Genomic DNA, 20,988 nt, shown 5'->3' with positions numbered 1-20,988 from the left:
CAAAGTGTGATATTCACAACGAGATTAGAGCATTAGGCGTATTGCTTAACAAAATCAATAAACGTTCTGTCCGCCATAGATAAGTATCCATCCTTTCGCCACGCCAGTAATAGATCGATTTTGACTCTTGGTTCAAACGGTACTCCAACCACCTCTTTCTCATTTTGGGTCACTAATTCAAGTAGTGCCGTAATCGCAAACTCGTGTTTTACAATGCTTAGAATCATTGGCAACAGATTGGTTTCAAAAGAGAAGCGCATCTCTTTGCTGCACTGCAATGCCTTTTCTTCGAGAAAGTTACGGTGAAAATAACCTTGTTTAAACATCACCAGCTCATGGTCAAAAAAATCCTCGAAGCCAACCGATTTCTGTTTTGCGAATGCATGCTCTTTGGCAACAACGGCCAACATTTCCACTTGCAAAAGATGGTCGGTTTCTAGGTCTTCAGGCACATTTTCATCATCAATCACACCAATATCGAGCTCGCCGTTAAGTAGCATCTTGCGAATATCTCGAGTGCCCGCATCGACCAAAGTTAATTTCAGATTGGGATAACGACTGTTAAATGCCATCAGTACCTGTGGAAAGAAATAGGATCCCATCATACTTGGTGCACCAAGCCGAACTTCACCTTTTTCAAGCCCTTTGAGCTCATCAATCGCAAGTTGAGCATCTTCCAATTGCTGTAAGATACGTTTGGCGTGCTCATACAGAACCTCGCCTTCATCGGTGAGCGATATTTGCCGATCTTCACGTCGAAACAGTTCGACTCCCAGACTTTGTTCCAGCTTTTTTATCGAAATGCTCAAAGCCGGCTGTGCGATATGTAGTGCTTTGGCTGCTCGAGTGAAATGCCCATGTTGTGCGACAGCAACAAAGTGCTTGAGGTGCTTCGAGTCCATACTTATCTCTATATAATTTTTATATCACGATAATATTTTTAATATATTTTATTTATCACATTTTGACTGATATTTTGCTCACATATCTCCTTATTTGAAGCGCCACTATGATTGAGCTTAAAACCAAGCAGTACCGGAACGTCACTTTTAGTTTAGCCTTAGGCTCATTTTTGGTTTTTTGTAACCTGTACCTGTTCCAGCCGATGCTTCCGTTTATGGCGACTCATTTCTCCGTTTCCGAAACCCAAATTAACTGGGTGTTTGCCGCCAGTACGCTTGCCTTGTCGGTTTGTCTCGTTCCTTGGGCAGTCGCGTCCGAATCATACGGGCGGCGCAAGATAATGCTCGTAGGTCTGCTGGCTATGCCGGTGATTGGCCTGTCGATGTTGATCAGTGATTCACTTGTTGTTCTCGTTATACTGCGTGCGCTCATGGGTATGGCGCTGGCTGCATTCGCCTCCGTAGCGGTTGCCTATATGGTTGAAGAGTTGTCTGAACAGGCCTTCGCCCAAGCGATCGGCGGATACATTGCTGCCAATTCTCTGGGCGGTATTGCCGGAAGAATCATTGGTGGCACTCTGACAGATGCACTTGGCTGGCAGCAAGCCGTCATCGTCGTCGCACTGGTGTCACTGATCGGTGCGTCAGTGGTGTACTTTACCCTACCAAAGCAGGTGAACTTCACGCCTCAACGAGGTATGTTGCGCTACCATAATCGTGCTGTGGTGAAGCACCTTAAAAACAAAACGATTTGGATTGCGATGGTACTTGGTGGGGTTAATTTTGCCCTGTTCGTCAATCTCTACTCAGTGATGGGATTTCGCTTGGTCGCGGCTCCGCACAACCTGCCAATCGGTCTTGCTTCGTTAATCTTCCTTTGCTATCTGTCAGGTACGTTGAGTTCAAGATTAACTTCGGTTTGGCGTAAGCGTCACCAAAGTGTGTCGGGAATGGTTACGGGGACCACAATCAGCCTAATTGGTATGCTGATCGCTTATGTAGATTCACTCACCTTTATGATTTTAGGCCTACTCCTGATCAGTTTTGGCGCGTTCTTCACTCATACACTCGCGTATGCTTGGGTCAGTCAAAAGGCGACACACGCTAAAGCAACTGCGACTGCGCTTTATCTCGTTCATTACTACATCGGCGGTAGTATTGGTGGGTTCTTCCTTATCTACTGCTGGCAACAAGGGGGCTGGGCGTATGTCATGGCGGGAGGCTCAATGCTTTATGCTTTGGTGTTTATCCTCTGCCATAAGCTGTCGAGATCCGAGGCTAATGGCCCAATAGACAAGCCAGCACCAGTAGAATCTGCTATTCTTGCGCCAAATTCTAATTTGGAAGCAAAATGACTAACCAAAGCTCAACACAGATGAACAAACAGCAAGTGGCAAGCGCTGTAGAACAATGGCTAAACGATGTGGTGATCGGCCTTAACCTTTGTCCATTTGCCGCTAAGCCACAACGCAACAAACAGATTAAAATTTTCGTTAGCGAAGCCGAAACAGAAGAAGCGCTGCTGGAAGATATTCTGACTCAGTTGCTTGAACTGGACTCTACTGAGCCGGAGCAACTTGAAACCACACTGGTTGCGGTTCCCAATATGCTCAGTGACTTCTACGACTACAACCTGTTTATCGACTGGATCGAAGCGCTTATACGCCAGCAAGATTGGGAAGGTATTTTCCAATTAGCCACCTTCCACCCAAACTACTGTTTTGGGGGCGCAGAGCCTGAAGACGATGAGAACCTCACCAACCGTTCTCCGGTAGCCGTATTTCACCTGATCCGCGAAGAGAGCATGGAAAAAGTCCTTAAACATTACCCAAATCCTGAGGCGATTCCAGATACCAACATTGCTCGCGTTGAGTCCTTAACGGCTGAAGAACGTCGAAAACTCTTCCCATACCTATTCCGCTAACGAGTTGAAGCGACAAACGACAAGCTGACCTTATTGGGCACTTGATCCCGCTCTGTTCAATTGTTTGTCGCTCGACTGATTTATTTTATAGCGCCGATAGCAGGATTTAACCCGCTTTGGTAGTATTGCTCCACCACAATGACATCCGGATTAATGGATATGTACCTTTCAAAACTGACCACTGATATTTTCAATCACCTTTACCGTGATATTTCTGAGTTCCGTAGCACCTTCGATTTACCTGTCGCTTCTCCTGAGAGCCTAGATGACAAGGCTGACACTCTACACACTTCTCTTGCAATCGAAGAGTTAACTGAGTTAGCAGAAGCTGACAATAAAACAGAACAAGCGGACGCGATCATCGACAGTGTTTACGTTTTGATGGGTCGCTTGGTGCATCTAGGCCACGACAAAATTGAAGACAACCTAGCCATCAACTACCTTATCGACCTGCTACTTAATGTTGCGGTTAACCGTGGCATTGACTTTGTTCCATGTTGGGATGAAGTGCACTCAAGCAATATGAGTAAAGTATGTCGTAACGAGCAAGAGTACGCTGATACTGAAGCACACTATGCAGAGCAAGGTATCAAGCTGATGGCAGTACAAAAAGGCGATTACATTATCGCTAAATGTGCTGAAGATTTCGTCGCTGAAGGTAAGACGATCCGTCAAGGCAAAGTACTGAAGTCGGTTTACTACCGTCCTGCGGATCTTGCGCCTCTGACTAAATAGGTCGACGCTAGATAAAAAGACGCCACCTTCGGTTTCCCTTAGGTGGCGTAAGCTGCCATAGTCAAAAACTGACTTCATTAACATTTGGTTTGTTACCACTCTCGTAGAACTCCCCTCTAGTTAAATCCGCCTAACAAGAACGAGAATGTATCGCTATCACTGTTGCCAATAGCGTGCCAATCTTGAATAAAATTTAACTAATTGATTTTTAATGGATTTAAAAAAAGCAGCGACACGAGTCATTGACCCGCGATCTAAACCAGTGCAAGACGCACCAAACTAATCCTTTCGGGGTAAATAATTACTCAAACAGCAGGATGGGCTCTCCATCCAACATGACGTGCTTAACTTGGGTTTTAAACACTCGTGACAGTTCGCTTGCGTTCAGCACTTGCGCCACGTCGCCGAAGCTTTGCAGTACTCCTTTATCGAGCAGCAATGCTTTGTCTGCATGCTTGAGGGTCCGGTTGAGATCATGATTGGACATAATCACGCTAATTCCCATCTCAGCCACACGGCGAATAAGTTTATACAGTAGGCTTTCCTGGCCGATATCGAGCGGAGCTGCGGGCTCATCTAGGATTAGTAAACGAGCATGAGGGTTTAAAGTTGGCCATATTTGCAAACAGATCGCGCACAGACGTACCCTTTGCCACTCCCCTCCAGAAAGGTGATGAATGGAACGGTGCAGTTTGTCGTCAATCTCTAAAAGTTGAGCCAATTCCTGAATAACGCTTTCAATTTCACTGGTTGCAGAGTTAATAAAGGCTGGCAAAGAGAGTGACACATAATGAACAACATCGAGGTTGAACGCTGGACGGTCACTTTGTGTAAGATACGCACGACGTTCAGCCAAAGTAGAGATTGAACTTTGTGCAACATCAAAATCAAAGATGGTTGCTTGACCTTCAAAATTGAGTAATCCCGCAACCGCAGATAGTAAGGTACTTTTACCACTGCCATTCGGACCAATTATATGAAGGATCTCACCGCGCTCTACTGCGAAGGATAGTGGCAACAATCTAGCGCCGACGGATAAACTGTTAACGTGAATCATGATTACTTACCAACATCCAAATAAAGATTGGTGCACCGATTGACGTGGTGACGACCCCTAACGGCAACTCCGCCGAATCAAGCGCCGTTCTGGCGATCAAGTCCGCAAAGACCACGAGTGTCGCACCTGCCAGAGCGGAAATAGGCAGTAAGTATCTATTTTCACTGCCAAAAGCGAGTCGCAGAAGATGAGGGACTACGAGACCGACAAAACCGATGACTCCCCCTAATGCCACCGCACCACCAACAAGAATCGATACGGCAAGGATCAACTTCCAACGAGCATTATCAACATCGACGCCTAGTTGCTTCGCATGCTGTTCACCCATCATCAACTTATCTAGCAAACGCCCTTTGCAACATAGCCAGACCAACACGGGCACTAGCAACAAGGTCAACATATGATGATACCAACTTGCCGCGCCTATGCTGCCCATCAACCAATACATCAACTGACGCAGGCTTAGATCATCACTGAAGTAAAACGCCCAAGTGACAATCGCACCAGATAGAATGCCAAGGGCGACCCCTACCAGTAATAACCGAGTGGTAGTCAAACGCAGAGACTTTGCAACAAACACCAATAGCAGAGTAAAGGCTAGCGCCCCTAACACCGCAGCCAGCATAAAGCCAATGGGCGTTGCCAACAGCGGAAAAAAGAACAGTACCAGCACCATCATGACGCTAGCGCCACCTGAGATACCGAGTACCCCAGGTTCTGCAAGCACATTGCCCAGTAATACCTGTAGCACGGCACCAGAAACGGCTAACGCCGCTCCTACCGCGACGGCCGCCAATAAGCGTGGCAAACGTAGCTGCATAATTAACTGTTCTTGCAATGATGAAAGTGTCTCGAAAGGCGAAATGAATACTTCACCGACCATGAGATAAACGGCACTGATAACAAGTAGAGTGCTCAAGAAAAGTACACCAAAGTGCGTCCATCTACGTTGTCTACGGTTAAGTAGCTGAGAGAATTCCATGTTGTCGTTATCTATTTGGCAAAGCCGTAAATAATAATGGCTTAACGATACCGTTAAGCCATTAAAATAGAAAGCGTACTAACCTAGTTAGTCACAAAATATGGTCTTAATCGTAAACGACCTGACCTTCTTCATAACGAGTTTTCACTGGGCATACCATTAGCGCAGCACGTTGACCGACAGCGACATAACGGTTAGGGAAAACAATCGCTTCACCCTCATTTTTTGCCATCAATGGTTTATCGCCATCATGTCCGAACACTTCACCATGTTTAAATGCCGTAAAGTTTTCGACGTTGTCATCGAATAGGAAATCAAAATCATCGTGAAGACGAACAATCGTACGACTCACACGGTACATGGTCGGTTTGCGTGGCAGATGCTCCGCCTGACTGTCTGACACTAGGTCACGTAATGCCAGATCAAATGCGACCAGCTTATCGAGTTCATTCTCACCGATTTTAGCCACGCGACCAAGTTCAACGGTCAGCGCTTGAGCACCAAAGTTTTCCGCACTAAACCAACTAAAGGTGCTCGAAGGTGCGTTAGAGAACATTACGGCTTCAAGATGAGCACTGGATACAAACTCCATCAAAGCCTGACTGCGGACAGGATGACGAACCTTAGGGCTAACGACAAACGAGTAATGTTTCGATAGACGAATCGCACAATGTAAATCGAGATGCCAACGCTGCTCTTGCTCTGTCCCAAGATAAAAATCACTCACAACCTTCTTCAAGTTCTTCGCGATCTCAAGCTCTTTAGACGGTTGATACTCTTTCTCATCAAACAGACGGTTGAGGTTCATTTCAATGAATCTCGTATGCGCGTTAGTCGCTTCTGGATGAGCATTAATGAAAAGCAGCCGGTTAGTCACCGTTTGGAAACCAGACTGAATATCAGTGATGATCTTATCCGTGATCTCCATCGGCGCGGTCTCATCGCCGTGAATACCACAGGAAATAATGATGTGCTTACTATCTTCAGACAGCTTCGCTGGAATGACCTCCAACACACCACGTTGATGAATTTTAAAGACAGTTCCACCAGCAACCGTGACTTCGTTGGCTGGCATTTCTTGTTCTAAATTTAGACTGTCTAAAAGAAATGATTGGCGAAAGAGGTTTTTCGTCATGCGCTACTCCTTTATTGCACAGCGGGTATGTTAATGAATTGTTCGGATAAATTTTGTAGGTGCGATCCCACTTATTGACACCAATCATGTGCCTCATTGCAATTTATCCGATTGCCACTAACAGAAGTGGCAAATAGGTCTTCCACTGTACAAATTGGCCAAGTATTGGCTTGGCCAACCGATAATATCATGATTTTGATATGATTATTTTTGATCTAACAAGGATTCAAACTCATCTATCTTAGTTTTCACTCGATCTATGCTCTGTTGCCAGAAATCTGCTTGTGATAAGTCCATTCCGAGATGTTTCTCAACGACTTCTTCCGCCATCATTGAACCCGTGTCGCGTAATAGACTCACGTAATCGCGATAGAACTGATCGCCTTTGCGCTCACGCTGGGCATAAACACCAATACTGAACAAATAGCCAAATAGATATGGGTAGTTATAGAAGCTCACTTCAGAAATAGAAAAGTGAAGTTTACTTGCCCAAAAGTAAGGATCTGGCTCTGACATCGAATCGCCGTACCACTCTTGCCAAGTTTCGCTCATCAGATCACACAGTTGAGTCGGGCTCAGTTCACCTTGGCTACGTTGACTGTAGAAGGCTTTTTCAAACTCAAACCGCACAGGGATATTGATCATTAGTGCGTAGCAGGATGTAAGTTCTTCCCACAACATTTCCAGTTTTTCTTCACGGCTACTCACTTGAGCAAGCAAATAGTCTCGAACGATGTTTTCAGCGAAAATTGAGGCAGTCTCTGCGAGCGTCATTGGGTAGCGAGTTTGACATAAAGGCATATCACCCATCACCCAGTTGTGGAACGCATGCCCCAACTCGTGCGCTAAAGTGAGCAGATCGGAGCGACTTCCTACCCAAGTCATGAATACCAGAGGCGAACGTGTGGCGGCAAACTTGGTGCAGTAAGCACCTAAACGACGATTTTCAGTCGGTTGCGCATCAATCCAACCATTTTCAACCATCACATCGACAAATTCGGCCATTTCACTATCCACTTGAGCAAACGCGGTGCGGATAATCTCAATCGCTTCATCAAACGCATACACTTTAGGTTCTGCGTTAGTAATACTCGGCATTCCCGCAAGATGATTCCACGGACGCATCTCTTGTAAGCCATGAACTCGAGCCATTAACAGGCCAGCTTTTTGACCTATGCTTCGATTGGCTTTAGCCGTCATCATCATAGCGTCTAGGGTCGAACTCTCTATGCGGCTTTCATGTAAACTGGCATCTAAAAAATGGACATCCGTTAACTTAGAACGTTTTTGATATTCCGTTAAACGCCAACCCGCCAAGGCATTAAGGATCGCAGCAAATGATTCTTGGTTGGCTTTCATCGCGGCCTGTATACCACGCCACGCGGGCTCTTGGCTCGCAAAGTCTGTCCCATACAGCAAACTCGCGGCATGAGAAAAACCGACTTTACTACCTTGCCCATCCTCTAACGTCACCTGTAGAGATCCTGTGATGTTGTCATACAGGCGCCCCCAGGCATCACGACCGTCCACTTGCATTGCTGTCAGCAGTTGCTCTTCAGCTACCGATAGCTTAATCGCCGCTTGTTTACGCGCACACTCTATCTGGAAAGCTTGTCCATAAACATCACCACTTGGGTGAGTGAGCACGTCACTAATAAAGCTCTCTGGTGCTAGGGTTAAGGTATTTTCGTACGGTGCAAAAGCCTGCGACAACTCAGAGTTGAGCTTGGCAACACGGCCTATCAGGCTTTTGGCATCATCGTTTGATGCATCAATAGATGCGTGGCAGTGAGCGAAGGTATTGATTGTCGCCAACAGTTTTCCAGCAGCTTCGCTGGTTTGAATAGCATTCTGTGTCACAGACGGTGACTCACGATGATCAACATGGATACCGAGCGCCTGGATACACTGCCTGATCAAATCGATGTCTTGTTCGATTTTCGTGTCGTTCAAATCTTGATAAGCGATGGACAAGTCCCAGCTTGGTGCGGTCATGATACTTCCTTAGCTATCCGTTTAGCGGTTTACCTATCATACAAACCCGAGGATAGCTCTGTTCAGCCTTGGTGATTTGTATATGAGTTAAAGAATGGTGGGCGATATTCAAGCTCGAATAAAGGGCTGGATTGCTCCAGTCTAGCTCGAGTACCTTAGCTAAAATCATTCTGATCGTGCCACCATGGCAAACGATGAGAGTGTCTTTTTCGACAGTTTGCATAAATTTATCCCACGCTGTCGAGATCCGTTGGTAAAAAAGGTCCAAGGACTCAGCATTGGGCAAGCCGCTGTTCGCTGGATCTTGCCAAAACGTCTCAAAAACTGGCCATGATTCTGGTACTGTTGCAAAAGGAACTCCATCCAAATCACCAAATGATATTTCGCGCCATTCATGGGCGACAACATAATCGAGATGTTTGGCATTGTCGTATATCAACTCGGCTAACTCTTTACATCGTTTTAATGGTGAAGTAATCAAAGTATCGAAACCAAGCCGCTCACTCATAAGGCTTTGATAGATGTCCTGCTGATGTTCTGCTGCAACCGACACATCGGTGTGACCATACAGAGCAGGCTCACCAAGTGTTTTGCCATGTCTAAGCAAGTAAACATTGATGCTTTTGATTTGACTCACACTAGGCTCCATCCACTTGTTTGAGTGTCATTGGCAATCCCGCCGCGATAAGTGTTACGCGATGAGCGACCTGAGCCAAAGCCTGATTCATCCAGCCAGCGTGATCGACAAATAAACGCGAGACTTCGCCCAAAGGGACAACACCGAGGCCGACTTCATTTGAAACCAAAATCACGTCTGCCTTACAGGAGACAATCGCTTGGTGTAACTCTGAGACATGCCGCTTTATCTGCTCTTCACTCAAGGTTTGACCATAATTGTAAATGATGTTGTTCAACCACAACGTTAGACAATCTATCAACACCACATCCCCGAACTCAAAACGAGCGAGCAGTGACGCTAGCTCAATGGGGCACTCATGCTCAACCCAGTCATTGCCTCGCGATTGCTGATGATGAGCAATACGCTTGGCCATCTCCTCATCAAAGGCTATCGCTGTTGCGACGTAGTGCTTCACTTTTTTGCTTGCGATGGAAGTAACTTGCGACTCTGCATAACGCGACTTACCCGAGCGTACGCCTCCAAGTACTAGATGGATAGTCATAAGTTGACTCCCTGTACGGCTATCAAGGAGAGATAGATCAGCATTTCACTCAGTTGTTGCGCTGCGCCTAAGCAATCACCAGTAAATCCACCAATTCTTGCCATCAACCAACGCTTGAACAGCACTCGAAACAAGGCAAGGACAGCAATCAAAATGAGTGTTTGACCCAACCCAAGTAACCAGCACGGTAACACGCCCGTGAGTAACAATATCACTAACTCTCGACGAGATTGTCGTTCAGCTAAGGGCTTACTTTTACTCGTATCCGTGCCTGTGACATAAGGCATATCGTAGATCAGTGAAGCGGCGACAGCCCGACTTAAACCATAGCTAACGACAATGATTAATAAGATTTGCTGCGCCTGAATCAACTCTGATAGCAGAACGTATTTCGCCAGCAAGGTCATGATTAACGCGCTAGCACCATAAGTACCAATACGGCTGTCTTTCATGATCTCAAGCCGGCGCTCAACCGTCATACCACCACCGATACCATCGGCCATATCCGTCAAGCCATCTTCATGAAAAGCACCCGTTAGAAGCAAGCTAAACACCATCATCAGCACAATGGCGACAGGAGACGGAAACACCAACTGCGCAGCGTAAAGCACCAGAGCACATAACGCCCCTAACATTAATCCAACAAGGGCGAAATACCGCCCAGCCTGATTCATTCGTTCAGGGCTATATGGAATAGATACGGGGACGGGGATCCGAGAAAAGAAGCCTAATGCGAGCATAAACAGCTGATACTGATACTTGATTGTAGACATTAGTCGACGACCACTCCTGCTTGCTCAAAACTCGCCATATGGTTATAAAACTCGGCAGCTGCACGCAGCAATGGCATCGCCAGCACGGCACCTGTGCCTTCTCCCAGTCGGAGAGAAAGATCTAATAAGGGTTGTGCGTCTAGCTGTTGCAATAAGTACTGATGTCCAGCCTCATGAGACTGGTGCGCGAAAATCATGATTTCTCGACAATCTGGGTTGAGCATACTAGCCGCATAGGCTGCTGCCGAGACAATAAAGCCATCAACCAATACCGGCGTTTTGCTTTCTGCCGCGGCTAAGAATCCACCCACCATCTGAACGATTTCAAAGCCTCCAACTTCTGACAAGACATCGATGACTTCAAGCCCTTCACAACGATTGACACCTTGACTCACCAAGTCGACTTTCTTTTGCCACTGTTGATCCGTAATACCCGTTCCACGACCGACGCATTGGGTGACAGGCAGGCCACTAAGTGCAGAAAGAATCGCAGCGGCACTACTGGTGTTACCTATTCCCATTTCACCAAACATCACTAGGTTCGAACCTGAATCAATGATCTTACTGACCATCTGTTTACCGAGTTCTATACCCTTTTTTGCTTGTTCTGGCATCATGGCCGCCTGACGCGCCAAGTTATTCGTTCTCTCACCAAGGCGTTGGACAATAAAGGCATCTGAATCATGATCGACAGGTATTAAGATGCCACAATCGACCACTTTTAACGCCACCTGATTGGTGCGACAAAAACAGTTAATCGCCGCCCCACCTGCAAGAAAGTTCAACACCATCTGCTGAGTAACCGCGCTGGGCGCAATACTTACACCTTCGTCTGCTATTCCATGGTCGCCAGCAAACACAACCGCTGTCGGTTGGCTAATTTTAATATCAGTGACAACGTCACCCTTTATATTACTTTGGATCAGCGCCAGTTGGTGCGCCAATGTCTCTAATTGTCCTAAAGCACCAAGCGGTTTTGTTTTCTGATTAATGCGCTGCCAAATAGATTCTGAATAACTGTGGTCTAACATAATGCTTATTCGGGCCTCGCGACTGAAAACACGTTATCAATAGTGGCATACTGACTACCACCAAGACGGGAAAGTGGATTGACTTTAAGAGCATCAACAACCAAGCGATCACTGCGCTCACCGATGACTTGCGGGTCCACATACACCTTTTCGATCTCCGCAAAAATCAGACTTTGTGGTGTCTCACCGATCTCTTTCACTTCAACTAACTTACAAGCAAACGCAATAGGACAACCTTTGACACGCGGCAGTTCAAAGCCGTCGAAATCAACCAAGTCTAGTCCAGTCGCTTCAATTTCTGATTCACCATGGGGTAAGGTTGCCGCAGTTTGAGTCACCTCTTCGGCCTGTGATTGCTGCGCTATGTGGACAACAAGACGCCCCGTTTCCAATACATTTCGCGTCGTGTCCTTCACTTCACCAGTTGGCTTCTTACCCACAGAAAACATCAGCAGCGGTGGATTACTGGATACCGGCGTAAAATAGGAAAATGGCGCTAGATTGTAACAACCTTGGTCGGAGTCAGTTAATACCCAAGCGATCGGTCTTGGGATAATGGTTTGAGTCATTAAGTGGTAAATTTGGGTAGGTGCTAGAGTGCTTAGCTCAATATTCATCGATTTTCCTTGAGTGCCAAATCCTTTGCGCTGAGTGTAACGTGAAATCATACAGTTAACACCCCTAACCGACTCCCAAAAACTCGATGAACGGTCAAAAAGATTCTGAGATTGCATCCAAAACTGCAATTTTTCACCCAAAAGTCCTATCTTTTAGTTTAGGGAGTGCATTTTATAACGGCACAAAGTATGCATTTATCTAGCCGTATCACTGTTTTCTCCCACTTGATGTGCAAGGAGGTTGTATGTTTGCCAATCAAAAGTCAAAAAAACAGAAACAGAACAAGCCACAACAACGTAGCCAAAAGAAAGTACCTTTGTCATTAACCTGACGTTACGACCAGACCTCGCCATTCGGGCGAGGTCGATAATGCCCAATATGCCAAATCACTCCCATTTCAGCCCTACCCCCCTCCCACTCTCGAGACTATTGGCCAATCTCAAGATCCGATCACAGAATTTATTACCACTTTGTTAGAAGCTTGCTTGTCTCAAGCTATGCGACGACGCGTGGTAAATCATATCAACGGACAAGGTACGTAGGCTTTGGAACAAGCTAACTCCCTCACCACCATAATTGCCGGTTCTACTGGCTTGATTGGCAACGAACTCATTAAGCAGATGTTAGATCAGGCTCCTTTCAATCACATCTACGCGCTAAGTCGACGAGAGCTTCCTTTTTTCCATCCCAAACTCGAAGTGATCCAGCACCCCGAACTTCGTATCCAACACTGGGATGACGAAAAGCCGCAGCCTGAATTTGGTTTTATTTGCTTAGGTACAACCCTAAAGCAGGCAGGCTCAAAGCAAGCGCTAGAAAAAGTCGATTATGAGTTGGTTTGTGATGTTGCTCAGGAGATGAAACTGCTCGGCGTGAAGCAACTTGCGGTCGTCTCTAGCTATGGTGCTTCGGTACGTTCCTTTTCTCACTATCTGCGCTGCAAGGGACGAATGGAGCTCGCCATAGAACGAATGGGATTTGAACGGGTAGTATTTGTGCGACCAGGACCATTAAAAGGCTTACGTGAGATCCCACGTAAAGACGAGGTGGTGATTCAAACCATGATGACCTTTCTTAAGCCACTCATGCTCGGCCCGTTGGCCAAGCTCATTCCAATCGACGCGGCTCAAGTCGCCCAAGCGATGCAGTACCAACTTTTTGCGCATTCAAACAAAACGTTGGAGATACTCGACAGCGCCGACATGCGTAGACTGATCCATCAATATCAGTGACCCGTTTGCAAACATCGACCATTTTTCTACCACTCAACCTGATATCGACTCAACCCGATTGCCTTGACCTTGTTGCAATGGTCTAATACCAAAGTGAATTTTAAACACTTGGTAATCAGATAATGCAACAAGAGCATCAACCTACGTTTTTCTTCTTCGACTACGAAACGTGGGGAACCAGCCCTGCTAAAGATCGTCCGTGTCAGTTTGCAGGCATTCGCACCGATATGGACTTCAATATCATCGGTGAACCACTGGTTATCTATTGCCAACCACCCGCTGATTACCTGCCGTCCCCAGAAGCCGCGCTGATAACGGGCATCACCCCTCAAACAGCTGAAACTAAAGGGCTGAGTGAACCTGAATTCATTGCCAAGATTCACCAACAGTTAGCAACACCAAATACCACAAGCCTCGGCTACAACAGTATCCGCTTTGACGACGAAGTGACTCGTTACACCTGCTACCGTAACTTCATCGACCCTTATGCGTGGAGCTGGCAGAACGGCAACTCTCGCTGGGATTTGCTTGATGTGATGCGAGCGTGTTATGCCCTGCGACCTGAAGGTATTCAATGGCCTGAGAATGAAGAGGGATTTATTAGCTTTAAGCTTGAACACTTATCTAAAGCGAACGGCATCGAACACGAAAATGCGCATGATGCGATGGCAGACGTGATCGCAACAATCGAGATGGCAAAGAAAGTCAAAGCGGCTCAACCAAAGCTGTTCGATTACTTTTTCAGTATGCGCCACAAGCGTAAACTCAATGAACTTATCGATATCGTTAACATGACGCCCTTGATGCACGTATCAGGCATGTTAGGTAAAGAGTGTCATTACACTAGCTGGATCGTGCCTGTCGCTTGGCATCCAACTAATCAGAACGCGGTCATCTGCGTTGATTTGGCCAAAGACCCACAGGTGTTGCTCGATCTGGATACCGAACAACTCAACCAACGTCTTTACACTAAACATACGGACTTAGCGCCAGATGAGTTGCCAGTGCCAGTTAAACTGATTCATCTCAACAAATGCCCGATCCTAGCACCCGCGAAAACATTGACAGCAGATAACGCAGAAAAAATCGGTATCAACCGCGAAAAATGCCTAGAAAACCTTGCACTATTGCGACAGCACCCTGAAGTTCGAGAAAAGCTAATTGGTATTTACGCGATTGAACGAGAGTACGAAAAAAGCTCGGACGTAGACAACATGCTTTACGATGGTTTCTTCTCTCCTGCTGACAAAGCTGCGATGGATATTATTCGAGAAACCGATCCCAATAATCTCGCCGCACTCGATATTGCCTTCAGCGACCAACGCATTGTGCCGCTGCTATTCCGTTACCGCGCTAGAAACTATCCGTGGACATTGGATGAAGTAGAACAACAACGCTGGGCTTCACACTGCCGAGATTACTTTGAAAGTCGTATTGAAGAGTACATGCTAAATCTCGAAAATTTGGTTCACGAGCATGAAAGTGACCAAAAGAAAATTGCAATCTTAAAATCCATCTACCAATACGTGCAAAAGCGAGTATCCTAGTAGTCAAAAATTATAATAGTGACCAAGTCCTGCACCCTACAAGATCGCTCAATCACCAAAATAACCAATAGACGTTGGGATTGGGCGTAAATAAAAATTTATTGAGCCTTATACCCCAGTTTATGGCTCTTCAGTTGGACAATACTAGATTATGGCGAAAACTTTGCTTCATTTTGTTGTGTCTATGGGGCTGATCTTCTTGTGCCTAGTTGCCGGCATTAACATTCAGCACCTAATCGACATTTCTATCCCCGGTAGCATTATCGGAATGCTGATTTTATTTAGTCTGCTTGCCAGCGGGCTCGTACCTGCGCACTGGGTTCGTCCTGGCGCAACTGTGTTTATCCGTTATATGGTGTTACTGTTCGTCCCCATCAGTGTGGGATTAATGGAACATTTCGATATGCTGATAGCCAATGCACTGCCGATTTTAGCGAGTGCTGTTGGTGGTACTTTTATCGTCTTGGTGCTGCTTGGCTTGATGCTAGACCGAATGCTTAAGGGAGGACAAAAGTAATGTGGTTACTTGTTACGATTGCGGTCTTCTTCTCAGCACGTTGGTTATGTCAAAAATTCAATAGCCCGTTAATGAACCCGCTGTTGGTCAGCCTTGCGGTATTGATCCCTTTACTCACGTATCTAAAAGTCCCATTTGAGACTTATTATGCAGATAACCATTGGATCAACTATCTGCTGCAACCCGCTGTTGTGGCCCTCGCCTACCCACTATACGAACAATTACCTCAAATCCGAGCTAACTGGCGAATCATCATGCTTGCCTGTGGTGTCGGCAGTGTCATGTCGATGTTTACAGCCAGTATGATTGCCGTCTACCTAAAAGCGGATATCTCCTTGATTGCGAGCTTACTGGGTAAATCGGTAACCACACCAATCGCTATGGAGGTCTCTAGCCACTTAGGCGGTGAACCCGCAATTGCCGCTATCTTAGTGCTGATTGTTGGCTTGTTTGGCGCCATCATGGCCTACCCAATCTACAACCTGCTGAATATCACTCACCCGATAGCAAAAGGCTTGACGATGGGAACCGTCTCACACGCACTTGGCACTGCTACCTGCGCGGAGAAAGACCCGCGAGACGCTGCGTTTAGTTCTCTTGCCCTAGTCGTATGCGGAGTGATTACTTCGATACTGGCGCCTTCCTTCTTTACCCTAGCGGTTTGGTTGTCAGCTTAAGAGAAAAATCGATACTTTCTGGCAAGGTACAGATGCACAGCAACCAAATGACCGCTAGGATTTAAGATGATGACGTCTCGTTTGCCCTAGGTCTGTTTCGTGCTACGACACACTTCATAAAATTTAATCGTGCAATCGTTATCATGTGTGAGCTCACTCTAATTATGTAACGACAAATGCTATTACAAGCAATATTGTGATTTAGATCTCTGAACATTTTTGAGTCTCACATAAAATGTAATACCAATATCAGAGTTTATTCTTCTCTTTTGACGACTAAGCTCAAAGATATCAATTACGCTGAAACAAGGATTCACTATGAGAAGCCGCATTGAACAAGCGCTGTCAGCAGCGCCAAAAAACGTAGCAGATTTCTTATCGCCTATTCTTCTCGCTGACGATTTTGACGCGACACTCACTGCCGAGCAGTTTGAACAGTTACTGACTATTTCTGGAATGGAAGATGCTGACCTACGCGTAGCACTGCTGCCATTCGCTGCGGCCTACTCTTATGCCCCCCTTTCAAACTTTTATGTTGGTGCTATTGTCCGTGGTCTTTCTGGTAAGCTTTACTTTGGCGCAAACGTTGAGTTTTCAGGCGTACAGTTAGGCCAAACGGTACACGCTGAGCAATCCGCAATTAGCCACGCATGGATGAAAGGTGAACAAGGTGTTGCTGATATCACCATCAACTTCAGCCCATGTGGCCATTGTCGCCAATTTATGAACGAACTTTCGACCGCAGATAAACTGAAAATTCAGTTACCAGAGCGCGAAAGTAAATCACTACAAGAATATCTCCCTGAATCGTTTGGCCCAGCAGACCTTGGTATCAAATCAGCACTGATGACCAACGTCGATCACGGCAAGAGATGTGATGAGCAAGATGAGCTGGTTCAGGCAGCGATTGACGCTCTCAACCGCAGCCATGCTCCATACACTCATAACTTGAGTGGTGTGGCGATCAAGATGAACAATGGCAAAGTTTACCAAGGGGCTTACGCTGAAAACGCGGCATTTAACCCTAGCCTACCGCCACTTCAAGTTGCCCTAGTACAACTGTTACTGGACCGCCAAGATCTCGCAGAGATTGATTCGGCAGCACTAGTAGAAGCTGAAGGTGGTACAATTAGCCATCTGGCCAATACGCAATCCACTCTGGAAGCAATTAACCCTGATATTCCAATGAGTTATTTGGAACTTTAATGCATCTCTAAGGCGCTAATCTAGCGCCTTTTTTAATCCTGCTATTCGCTTCAAGAACCATTGCGCTCTCGCGTGTTTTCTCCATCAGCTATTGCTTATGCACCCTCTTTTCGTCGCGAGTGGCTGTTGCGGTTCTTTACGACCATTTTACTACATCAAACCCTACGCAAACGTTTGCTTTTTGTTTCACAATCAGTATGATTGCCTCCATTCAGCTAATCCTCGTAGAGTTTAAGGTTAATTATGTTTGGTACAGCAACAGCAAAAAATGCAACCCGTGTGATGCTTCTTGGTTCAGGTGAACTCGGCAAAGAGGTCGCGATTGAATGTCAGCGACTAGGGCTTGAAGTGATTGCGTGTGATCGCTACGAAAATGCGCCTGCGATGCAAGTCGCTCACCGCAGCTATACATTAGACATGCTTGATGGTGATGCCCTCCAGGCAATTATCGATAAAGAACAACCTGACTACGTTGTACCTGAAATTGAAGCCATTGCGACTGACACTTTAGTCGCACTTGAGGCAAAAGGGCTTAATGTTGTCCCTAGCGCAAAGGCAACCAAGCTGACGATGAACCGTGAAGGTATCCGCCGTCTTGCAGCTGAAGAGCTACAACTGACCACTTCACCTTATCACTTCGCTGATACCTATCAAGAGTTTAAGTCAGCGGTTGATGCAGTAGGTATTCCGTGTGTTTGTAAGCCGGTAATGAGTTCTTCAGGCAAAGGCCAGAGCGTAATTAAAAACGCCGACGATGTGGAAAAAGCTTGGAACTACGCTCAGGAAGGTGGTCGAACCGGAGCTGGGCGAGTCATCGTAGAGGGCTTTATTGACTTTGACTACGAAATCACTCTATTAACCGTTCGCGCTGTCGATGGTACTCATTTCTGCGCTCCGATCGGTCACCGTCAGGAAGATGGAGACTACCGTGAATCTTGGCAGCCCCAAGTGATGTCAGATGCCGCACTTGAAGCCGCTCAAGATGCCGCGGGTAAAGTCGTCAACGCACTTGGTGGCTTTGGGATCTTTGGTGTCGAACTGTTTATCAAAGGTGATACAGTGATCTTTAATGAGGTCTCCCCTCGCCCACACGATACCGGCTTAGTGACTCTTATGTCACAAGATAGCTCTGAGTTTGCTCTACATGTTCGTGCATTTACAGGGTTGCCAATATCTGCCATTACTCAATATGGCCCAGCAGCTTCAGCGGTGATCTTAGGTCAAGGAACATCGACAAACATTCGTTTTGAAGGCGTTGCGGATGCTTTAGCGCAGCCTTTAACGCAAGTTCGTTTGTTTGGCAAACCAGACATCGATGGCCGTCGCCGTCTTGGTGTCGCGATCACTCGTCGCGAAGATATTGAAACTGCGATTAAAGACGCCGTAGAGAGTACGAGCAAAGTAAACATACTTTACTAACACCGCATAACAGAAAAAGGCTTGGTTGAACCAAGCCTTTTTCATCTATTCACTTTCGATTAAATAGACTTCCTCGGCAAAACGAGTTAACCCCTTCTTGGCAATCTTAGGGTGTTCTTCGTCCGCTTCATCTCGGTAGAGTCGCGTTACTTTGAATTCAGAAAATAACGTACGAATCTCCTGTTCAGCCACCGAGAACGGAGGGCCAGCCATCTCATCCTGTCGATAATCAAGACTCACCAGTAAAATTCTGCCGCCAGGTTTGAGCAGCGACTTAATCCTTGCAACATATTCCACCCGCATCTCTTCTGGCAGCGCCACCAGTGAAGCACGATCGTAGACGATATCGACAGGCTTAAGGGGAGCAGTAAAGAAGTCTCCGCTGTAAATTGACAACTCATCAAACTGGAACAGTTCGTGCTGACCGTTGATAGGCACTACCATCGGCGTATAGAAATGTTCAGCGAAGAAAGCTCGCACCGCAATATTGCTTAGCTCCACGCCCTGCACATCGGCATGTTTCGTCGCTAGCCACACCAAATCTTCGGACTTTCCGCATAAAGGCACTAGCACCGTATCCTCATGGTTTGGTTTCGTGTGCTGCCAATACTCAATAAGTAATGGGTTCACATCTTCAAGATGAAAACCAATCTGATTTGCGGCCCATTTGCCATGCCAAAACTCGGGATCTCTCATTGTCATTCTCTATTGCTTACTTACTAGCGCATAGCCTATCTGAAAGCATCAAGAAGTGGTATAGCCAAATGCTCTTAGCTGAAAAGTTCATTCAGATTAAGTTCATATGGTCTGTTTATACTTGGTTACATAGTTGCGCTGAACCTTTTAAAAACCGAGGCACTCTAAACAGTGGCATAGGATATGAGATGCTGTTCAAACTTTTGTCATTATGGTTCAGCAAGCGATTGGAAACGCGAAATCTAACCCCATTACTATGTAGAGATGAGTGGACTTAGTGATTGAATCTTTTTCGACACCTTTTAGCTAAGCCGACACATCTAAGGAGAGTGAATGAGCCTATTTTTGCGAACGACGGCCCTGATGCTTTTAATGCTCAGCCGTGCCCCAGCATTTGCCGCTATTCCAACCGCACCAGCTAACGAGGAAAACCGTTCTACCAACCAGAACGAAGTGTGTTCTAAGGCATTTAGACATAACCTGAGTGGCCTTTACGGCATTCAGTCAATGTCAGCAACGCCACTTCAACCCTATTCAGATTTCGACGTGCTTTACAGCAAAGCCCATCAAGCTCAGGCTGAACTCGAAACTCTAGTTAAAAGCACCGCTCTATTAACGTCCACTGAATCTTATTTCGCGGGAGTAAAATCTGCGCAAAGAGCAAAAGAGAAGATCGCCTATGAGCTTGATGGACAGCCACAGCGCATCACCGACCTCGCACGTGCAACCATCGTCGCAGACGATATTGAAAGCCTTATGGCGGCTTATGAAGTACTGAATCGTGAAACGACCGTGGTTAAGGTGAAAAACCGTTTTAAGAAACCCGCGGCTTCGGGTTACCGAGACCTCAACCTTTTAGTCAAACTACCAAAAACGAACCTAATTGCAGAGGTGCAACTCCACCTTAAAGCTATCGCCGATGTAAAGAATGGTCCTGAACATAAATTTTACGAACAAATCCAAAAGATAGAACGATTAGCGGCTGTTGAATCTCGCCAAATCAACGAAATTGAACAGGCACAAATTTGTACCATGCGCCACCAATCCAAAGAGCTCTACCAAAATGCGTGGCAACCCTACATCACGACTCATCTAAGAGCCGCTTAATGACGAAAAACTTATCCCGTGTGGGGCAAGTTTTTTGCGTTATTTAGCAAAGCCTCATATTTTAAACTATATTGTTATCATAAACATAACAATAATAGGTGGAGGCTTAGTATGCGGTTTCCTGTCTGGCAATTCACTCTTGTTTTCAGCCTGTTTACCAGCATTCTTTCCTACGGTCATGATGGCTATGGCCCTTTACAAAGCTATACCCAGTCTCCATTTCATACCAACAGTCTTTCGCCTCAGTTACGCTC

The 20,988-nt window shown here is 46.2% G+C and carries 21 protein-coding genes; 10 read left to right on the top strand and 11 right to left on the bottom strand.

Annotation, left to right across the window (positions count from 1 at the left end; all coding sequences use genetic code 11):
* Positions 1-32 precede the first annotated feature (32 nt).
* A complete protein-coding gene (locus QTN94_RS16625; protein WP_138972271.1) occupies positions 33-902 on the bottom strand; it encodes a LysR family transcriptional regulator in 870 nt (289 codons plus the stop codon).
* A gap of 107 nt (positions 903-1,009) precedes the next feature.
* Here QTN94_RS16625 and QTN94_RS16620 point away from each other — a divergent pair, with 107 nt between their 5' ends.
* From QTN94_RS16620 to QTN94_RS16610, 3 genes are all read left to right on the top strand, one after another.
* Positions 1,010-2,257, top strand: coding sequence for an MFS transporter (locus QTN94_RS16620; RefSeq protein WP_331417008.1), 1,248 nt, complete (start codon positions 1,010-1,012; stop codon positions 2,255-2,257).
* Positions 2,254-2,826, top strand: a complete 573-nt coding sequence (locus QTN94_RS16615) for a DUF1415 domain-containing protein (protein ID WP_331428299.1) — start codon at positions 2,254-2,256, stop codon at positions 2,824-2,826. Before QTN94_RS16620 ends, QTN94_RS16615 begins: the two co-directional genes overlap by 4 nt.
* Before the next feature lie 159 nt (positions 2,827-2,985).
* Complete coding sequence (locus tag QTN94_RS16610; RefSeq protein WP_331417006.1) at positions 2,986-3,561, top strand: nucleoside triphosphate pyrophosphohydrolase family protein; 576 nt, start codon at positions 2,986-2,988, stop codon at positions 3,559-3,561.
* 301 nt (positions 3,562-3,862) lie between these two features.
* Here QTN94_RS16610 and btuD read toward each other — a convergent pair whose 3' ends face one another.
* The 9 genes from btuD to QTN94_RS16565 form a co-directional block, all read right to left on the bottom strand.
* A complete protein-coding gene (btuD, locus tag QTN94_RS16605) occupies positions 3,863-4,618 on the bottom strand; it encodes a vitamin B12 ABC transporter ATP-binding protein BtuD (protein WP_331417005.1) in 756 nt (251 codons plus the stop codon).
* Complete coding sequence (gene btuC, locus QTN94_RS16600; protein WP_331428298.1) at positions 4,605-5,600, bottom strand: vitamin B12 ABC transporter permease BtuC; 996 nt, start codon at positions 5,598-5,600, stop codon at positions 4,605-4,607. Before btuC ends, btuD begins: the two co-directional genes overlap by 14 nt.
* A gap of 106 nt (positions 5,601-5,706) precedes the next feature.
* Positions 5,707-6,735, bottom strand: a complete 1,029-nt coding sequence (locus QTN94_RS16595; protein ID WP_331428297.1) for a succinylglutamate desuccinylase — start codon at positions 6,733-6,735, stop codon at positions 5,707-5,709.
* A 204-nt stretch (positions 6,736-6,939) separates the two neighbouring features.
* Positions 6,940-8,730 carry a M3 family oligoendopeptidase gene (locus QTN94_RS16590; protein WP_331428296.1) on the bottom strand — a complete coding sequence of 597 codons (1,791 nt, stop codon included), beginning with the start codon at positions 8,728-8,730 and terminating at the stop codon, positions 6,940-6,942.
* A gap of 13 nt (positions 8,731-8,743) precedes the next feature.
* Positions 8,744-9,358: a histidine phosphatase family protein gene (locus QTN94_RS16585; RefSeq protein ID WP_331428302.1), complete on the bottom strand. Its 615-nt coding sequence runs from the start codon at positions 9,356-9,358 to the stop codon at positions 8,744-8,746.
* A gap of 10 nt (positions 9,359-9,368) precedes the next feature.
* On the bottom strand, positions 9,369-9,911 hold the full coding sequence (gene cobU / locus QTN94_RS16580; protein WP_331428295.1) for a bifunctional adenosylcobinamide kinase/adenosylcobinamide-phosphate guanylyltransferase: 543 nt from the start codon (positions 9,909-9,911) through the stop codon (positions 9,369-9,371).
* Positions 9,908-10,684, bottom strand: a complete 777-nt coding sequence (locus QTN94_RS16575) for an adenosylcobinamide-GDP ribazoletransferase (RefSeq protein ID WP_331417000.1) — start codon at positions 10,682-10,684, stop codon at positions 9,908-9,910. The genes cobU and QTN94_RS16575 overlap by 4 nt, the downstream gene beginning before the upstream one ends.
* Positions 10,684-11,715 carry a nicotinate-nucleotide--dimethylbenzimidazole phosphoribosyltransferase gene (cobT, locus tag QTN94_RS16570; RefSeq protein WP_331416999.1) on the bottom strand — a complete coding sequence of 344 codons (1,032 nt, stop codon included), beginning with the start codon at positions 11,713-11,715 and terminating at the stop codon, positions 10,684-10,686. The genes QTN94_RS16575 and cobT overlap by 1 nt, the downstream gene beginning before the upstream one ends.
* A 5-nt stretch (positions 11,716-11,720) precedes the next feature.
* A complete protein-coding gene (locus QTN94_RS16565) occupies positions 11,721-12,332 on the bottom strand; it encodes a flavin reductase family protein (protein ID WP_138972278.1) in 612 nt (203 codons plus the stop codon).
* A 546-nt stretch (positions 12,333-12,878) separates the two neighbouring features.
* Between QTN94_RS16565 and QTN94_RS16560 the strand changes: the two genes are divergently transcribed.
* The 6 genes from QTN94_RS16560 (at position 12,879) to purT (ending at position 18,931) form a co-directional block, all read left to right on the top strand.
* Positions 12,879-13,565: an oxidoreductase gene (locus QTN94_RS16560; protein WP_138972260.1), complete on the top strand. Its 687-nt coding sequence runs from the start codon at positions 12,879-12,881 to the stop codon at positions 13,563-13,565.
* Between the two features lie 122 nt (positions 13,566-13,687).
* A complete protein-coding gene (gene sbcB / locus QTN94_RS16555) occupies positions 13,688-15,112 on the top strand; it encodes an exodeoxyribonuclease I (RefSeq protein WP_331428294.1) in 1,425 nt (474 codons plus the stop codon).
* Between the two features lie 151 nt (positions 15,113-15,263).
* Positions 15,264-15,629, top strand: coding sequence for a CidA/LrgA family protein (locus tag QTN94_RS16550; protein WP_331428293.1), 366 nt, complete (start codon positions 15,264-15,266; stop codon positions 15,627-15,629).
* Positions 15,629-16,306, top strand: a complete 678-nt coding sequence (locus tag QTN94_RS16545; RefSeq protein ID WP_331428292.1) for a CidB/LrgB family autolysis modulator — start codon at positions 15,629-15,631, stop codon at positions 16,304-16,306. Before QTN94_RS16550 ends, QTN94_RS16545 begins: the two co-directional genes overlap by 1 nt.
* A 318-nt stretch (positions 16,307-16,624) precedes the next feature.
* Positions 16,625-17,512, top strand: a complete 888-nt coding sequence (cdd, locus tag QTN94_RS16540) for a cytidine deaminase (RefSeq protein WP_331416995.1) — start codon at positions 16,625-16,627, stop codon at positions 17,510-17,512.
* A gap of 243 nt (positions 17,513-17,755) precedes the next feature.
* Positions 17,756-18,931: a formate-dependent phosphoribosylglycinamide formyltransferase gene (gene purT / locus QTN94_RS16535; RefSeq protein ID WP_331416994.1), complete on the top strand. Its 1,176-nt coding sequence runs from the start codon at positions 17,756-17,758 to the stop codon at positions 18,929-18,931.
* A 45-nt stretch (positions 18,932-18,976) separates the two neighbouring features.
* Here purT and QTN94_RS16530 read toward each other — a convergent pair whose 3' ends face one another.
* A complete protein-coding gene (locus QTN94_RS16530; RefSeq protein ID WP_331417028.1) occupies positions 18,977-19,627 on the bottom strand; it encodes a thiopurine S-methyltransferase in 651 nt (216 codons plus the stop codon).
* Between the two features lie 333 nt (positions 19,628-19,960).
* Here QTN94_RS16530 and QTN94_RS16525 point away from each other — a divergent pair, with 333 nt between their 5' ends.
* Entirely contained in the window at positions 19,961-20,734 is a 774-nt protein-coding gene (locus tag QTN94_RS16525) for a RelA/SpoT domain-containing protein (RefSeq protein ID WP_331416993.1), read from the top strand.
* Positions 20,735-20,988 lie beyond the last annotated feature (254 nt).

The sequence above is a fragment of the Vibrio sp. M250220 genome (assembly GCF_036533795.1).
Classification (GTDB): domain Bacteria; phylum Pseudomonadota; class Gammaproteobacteria; order Enterobacterales; family Vibrionaceae; genus Vibrio.
Note: the sequence above shows the minus strand (reverse complement) of the source record. Positions and strands in the feature narration are given on the sequence as shown.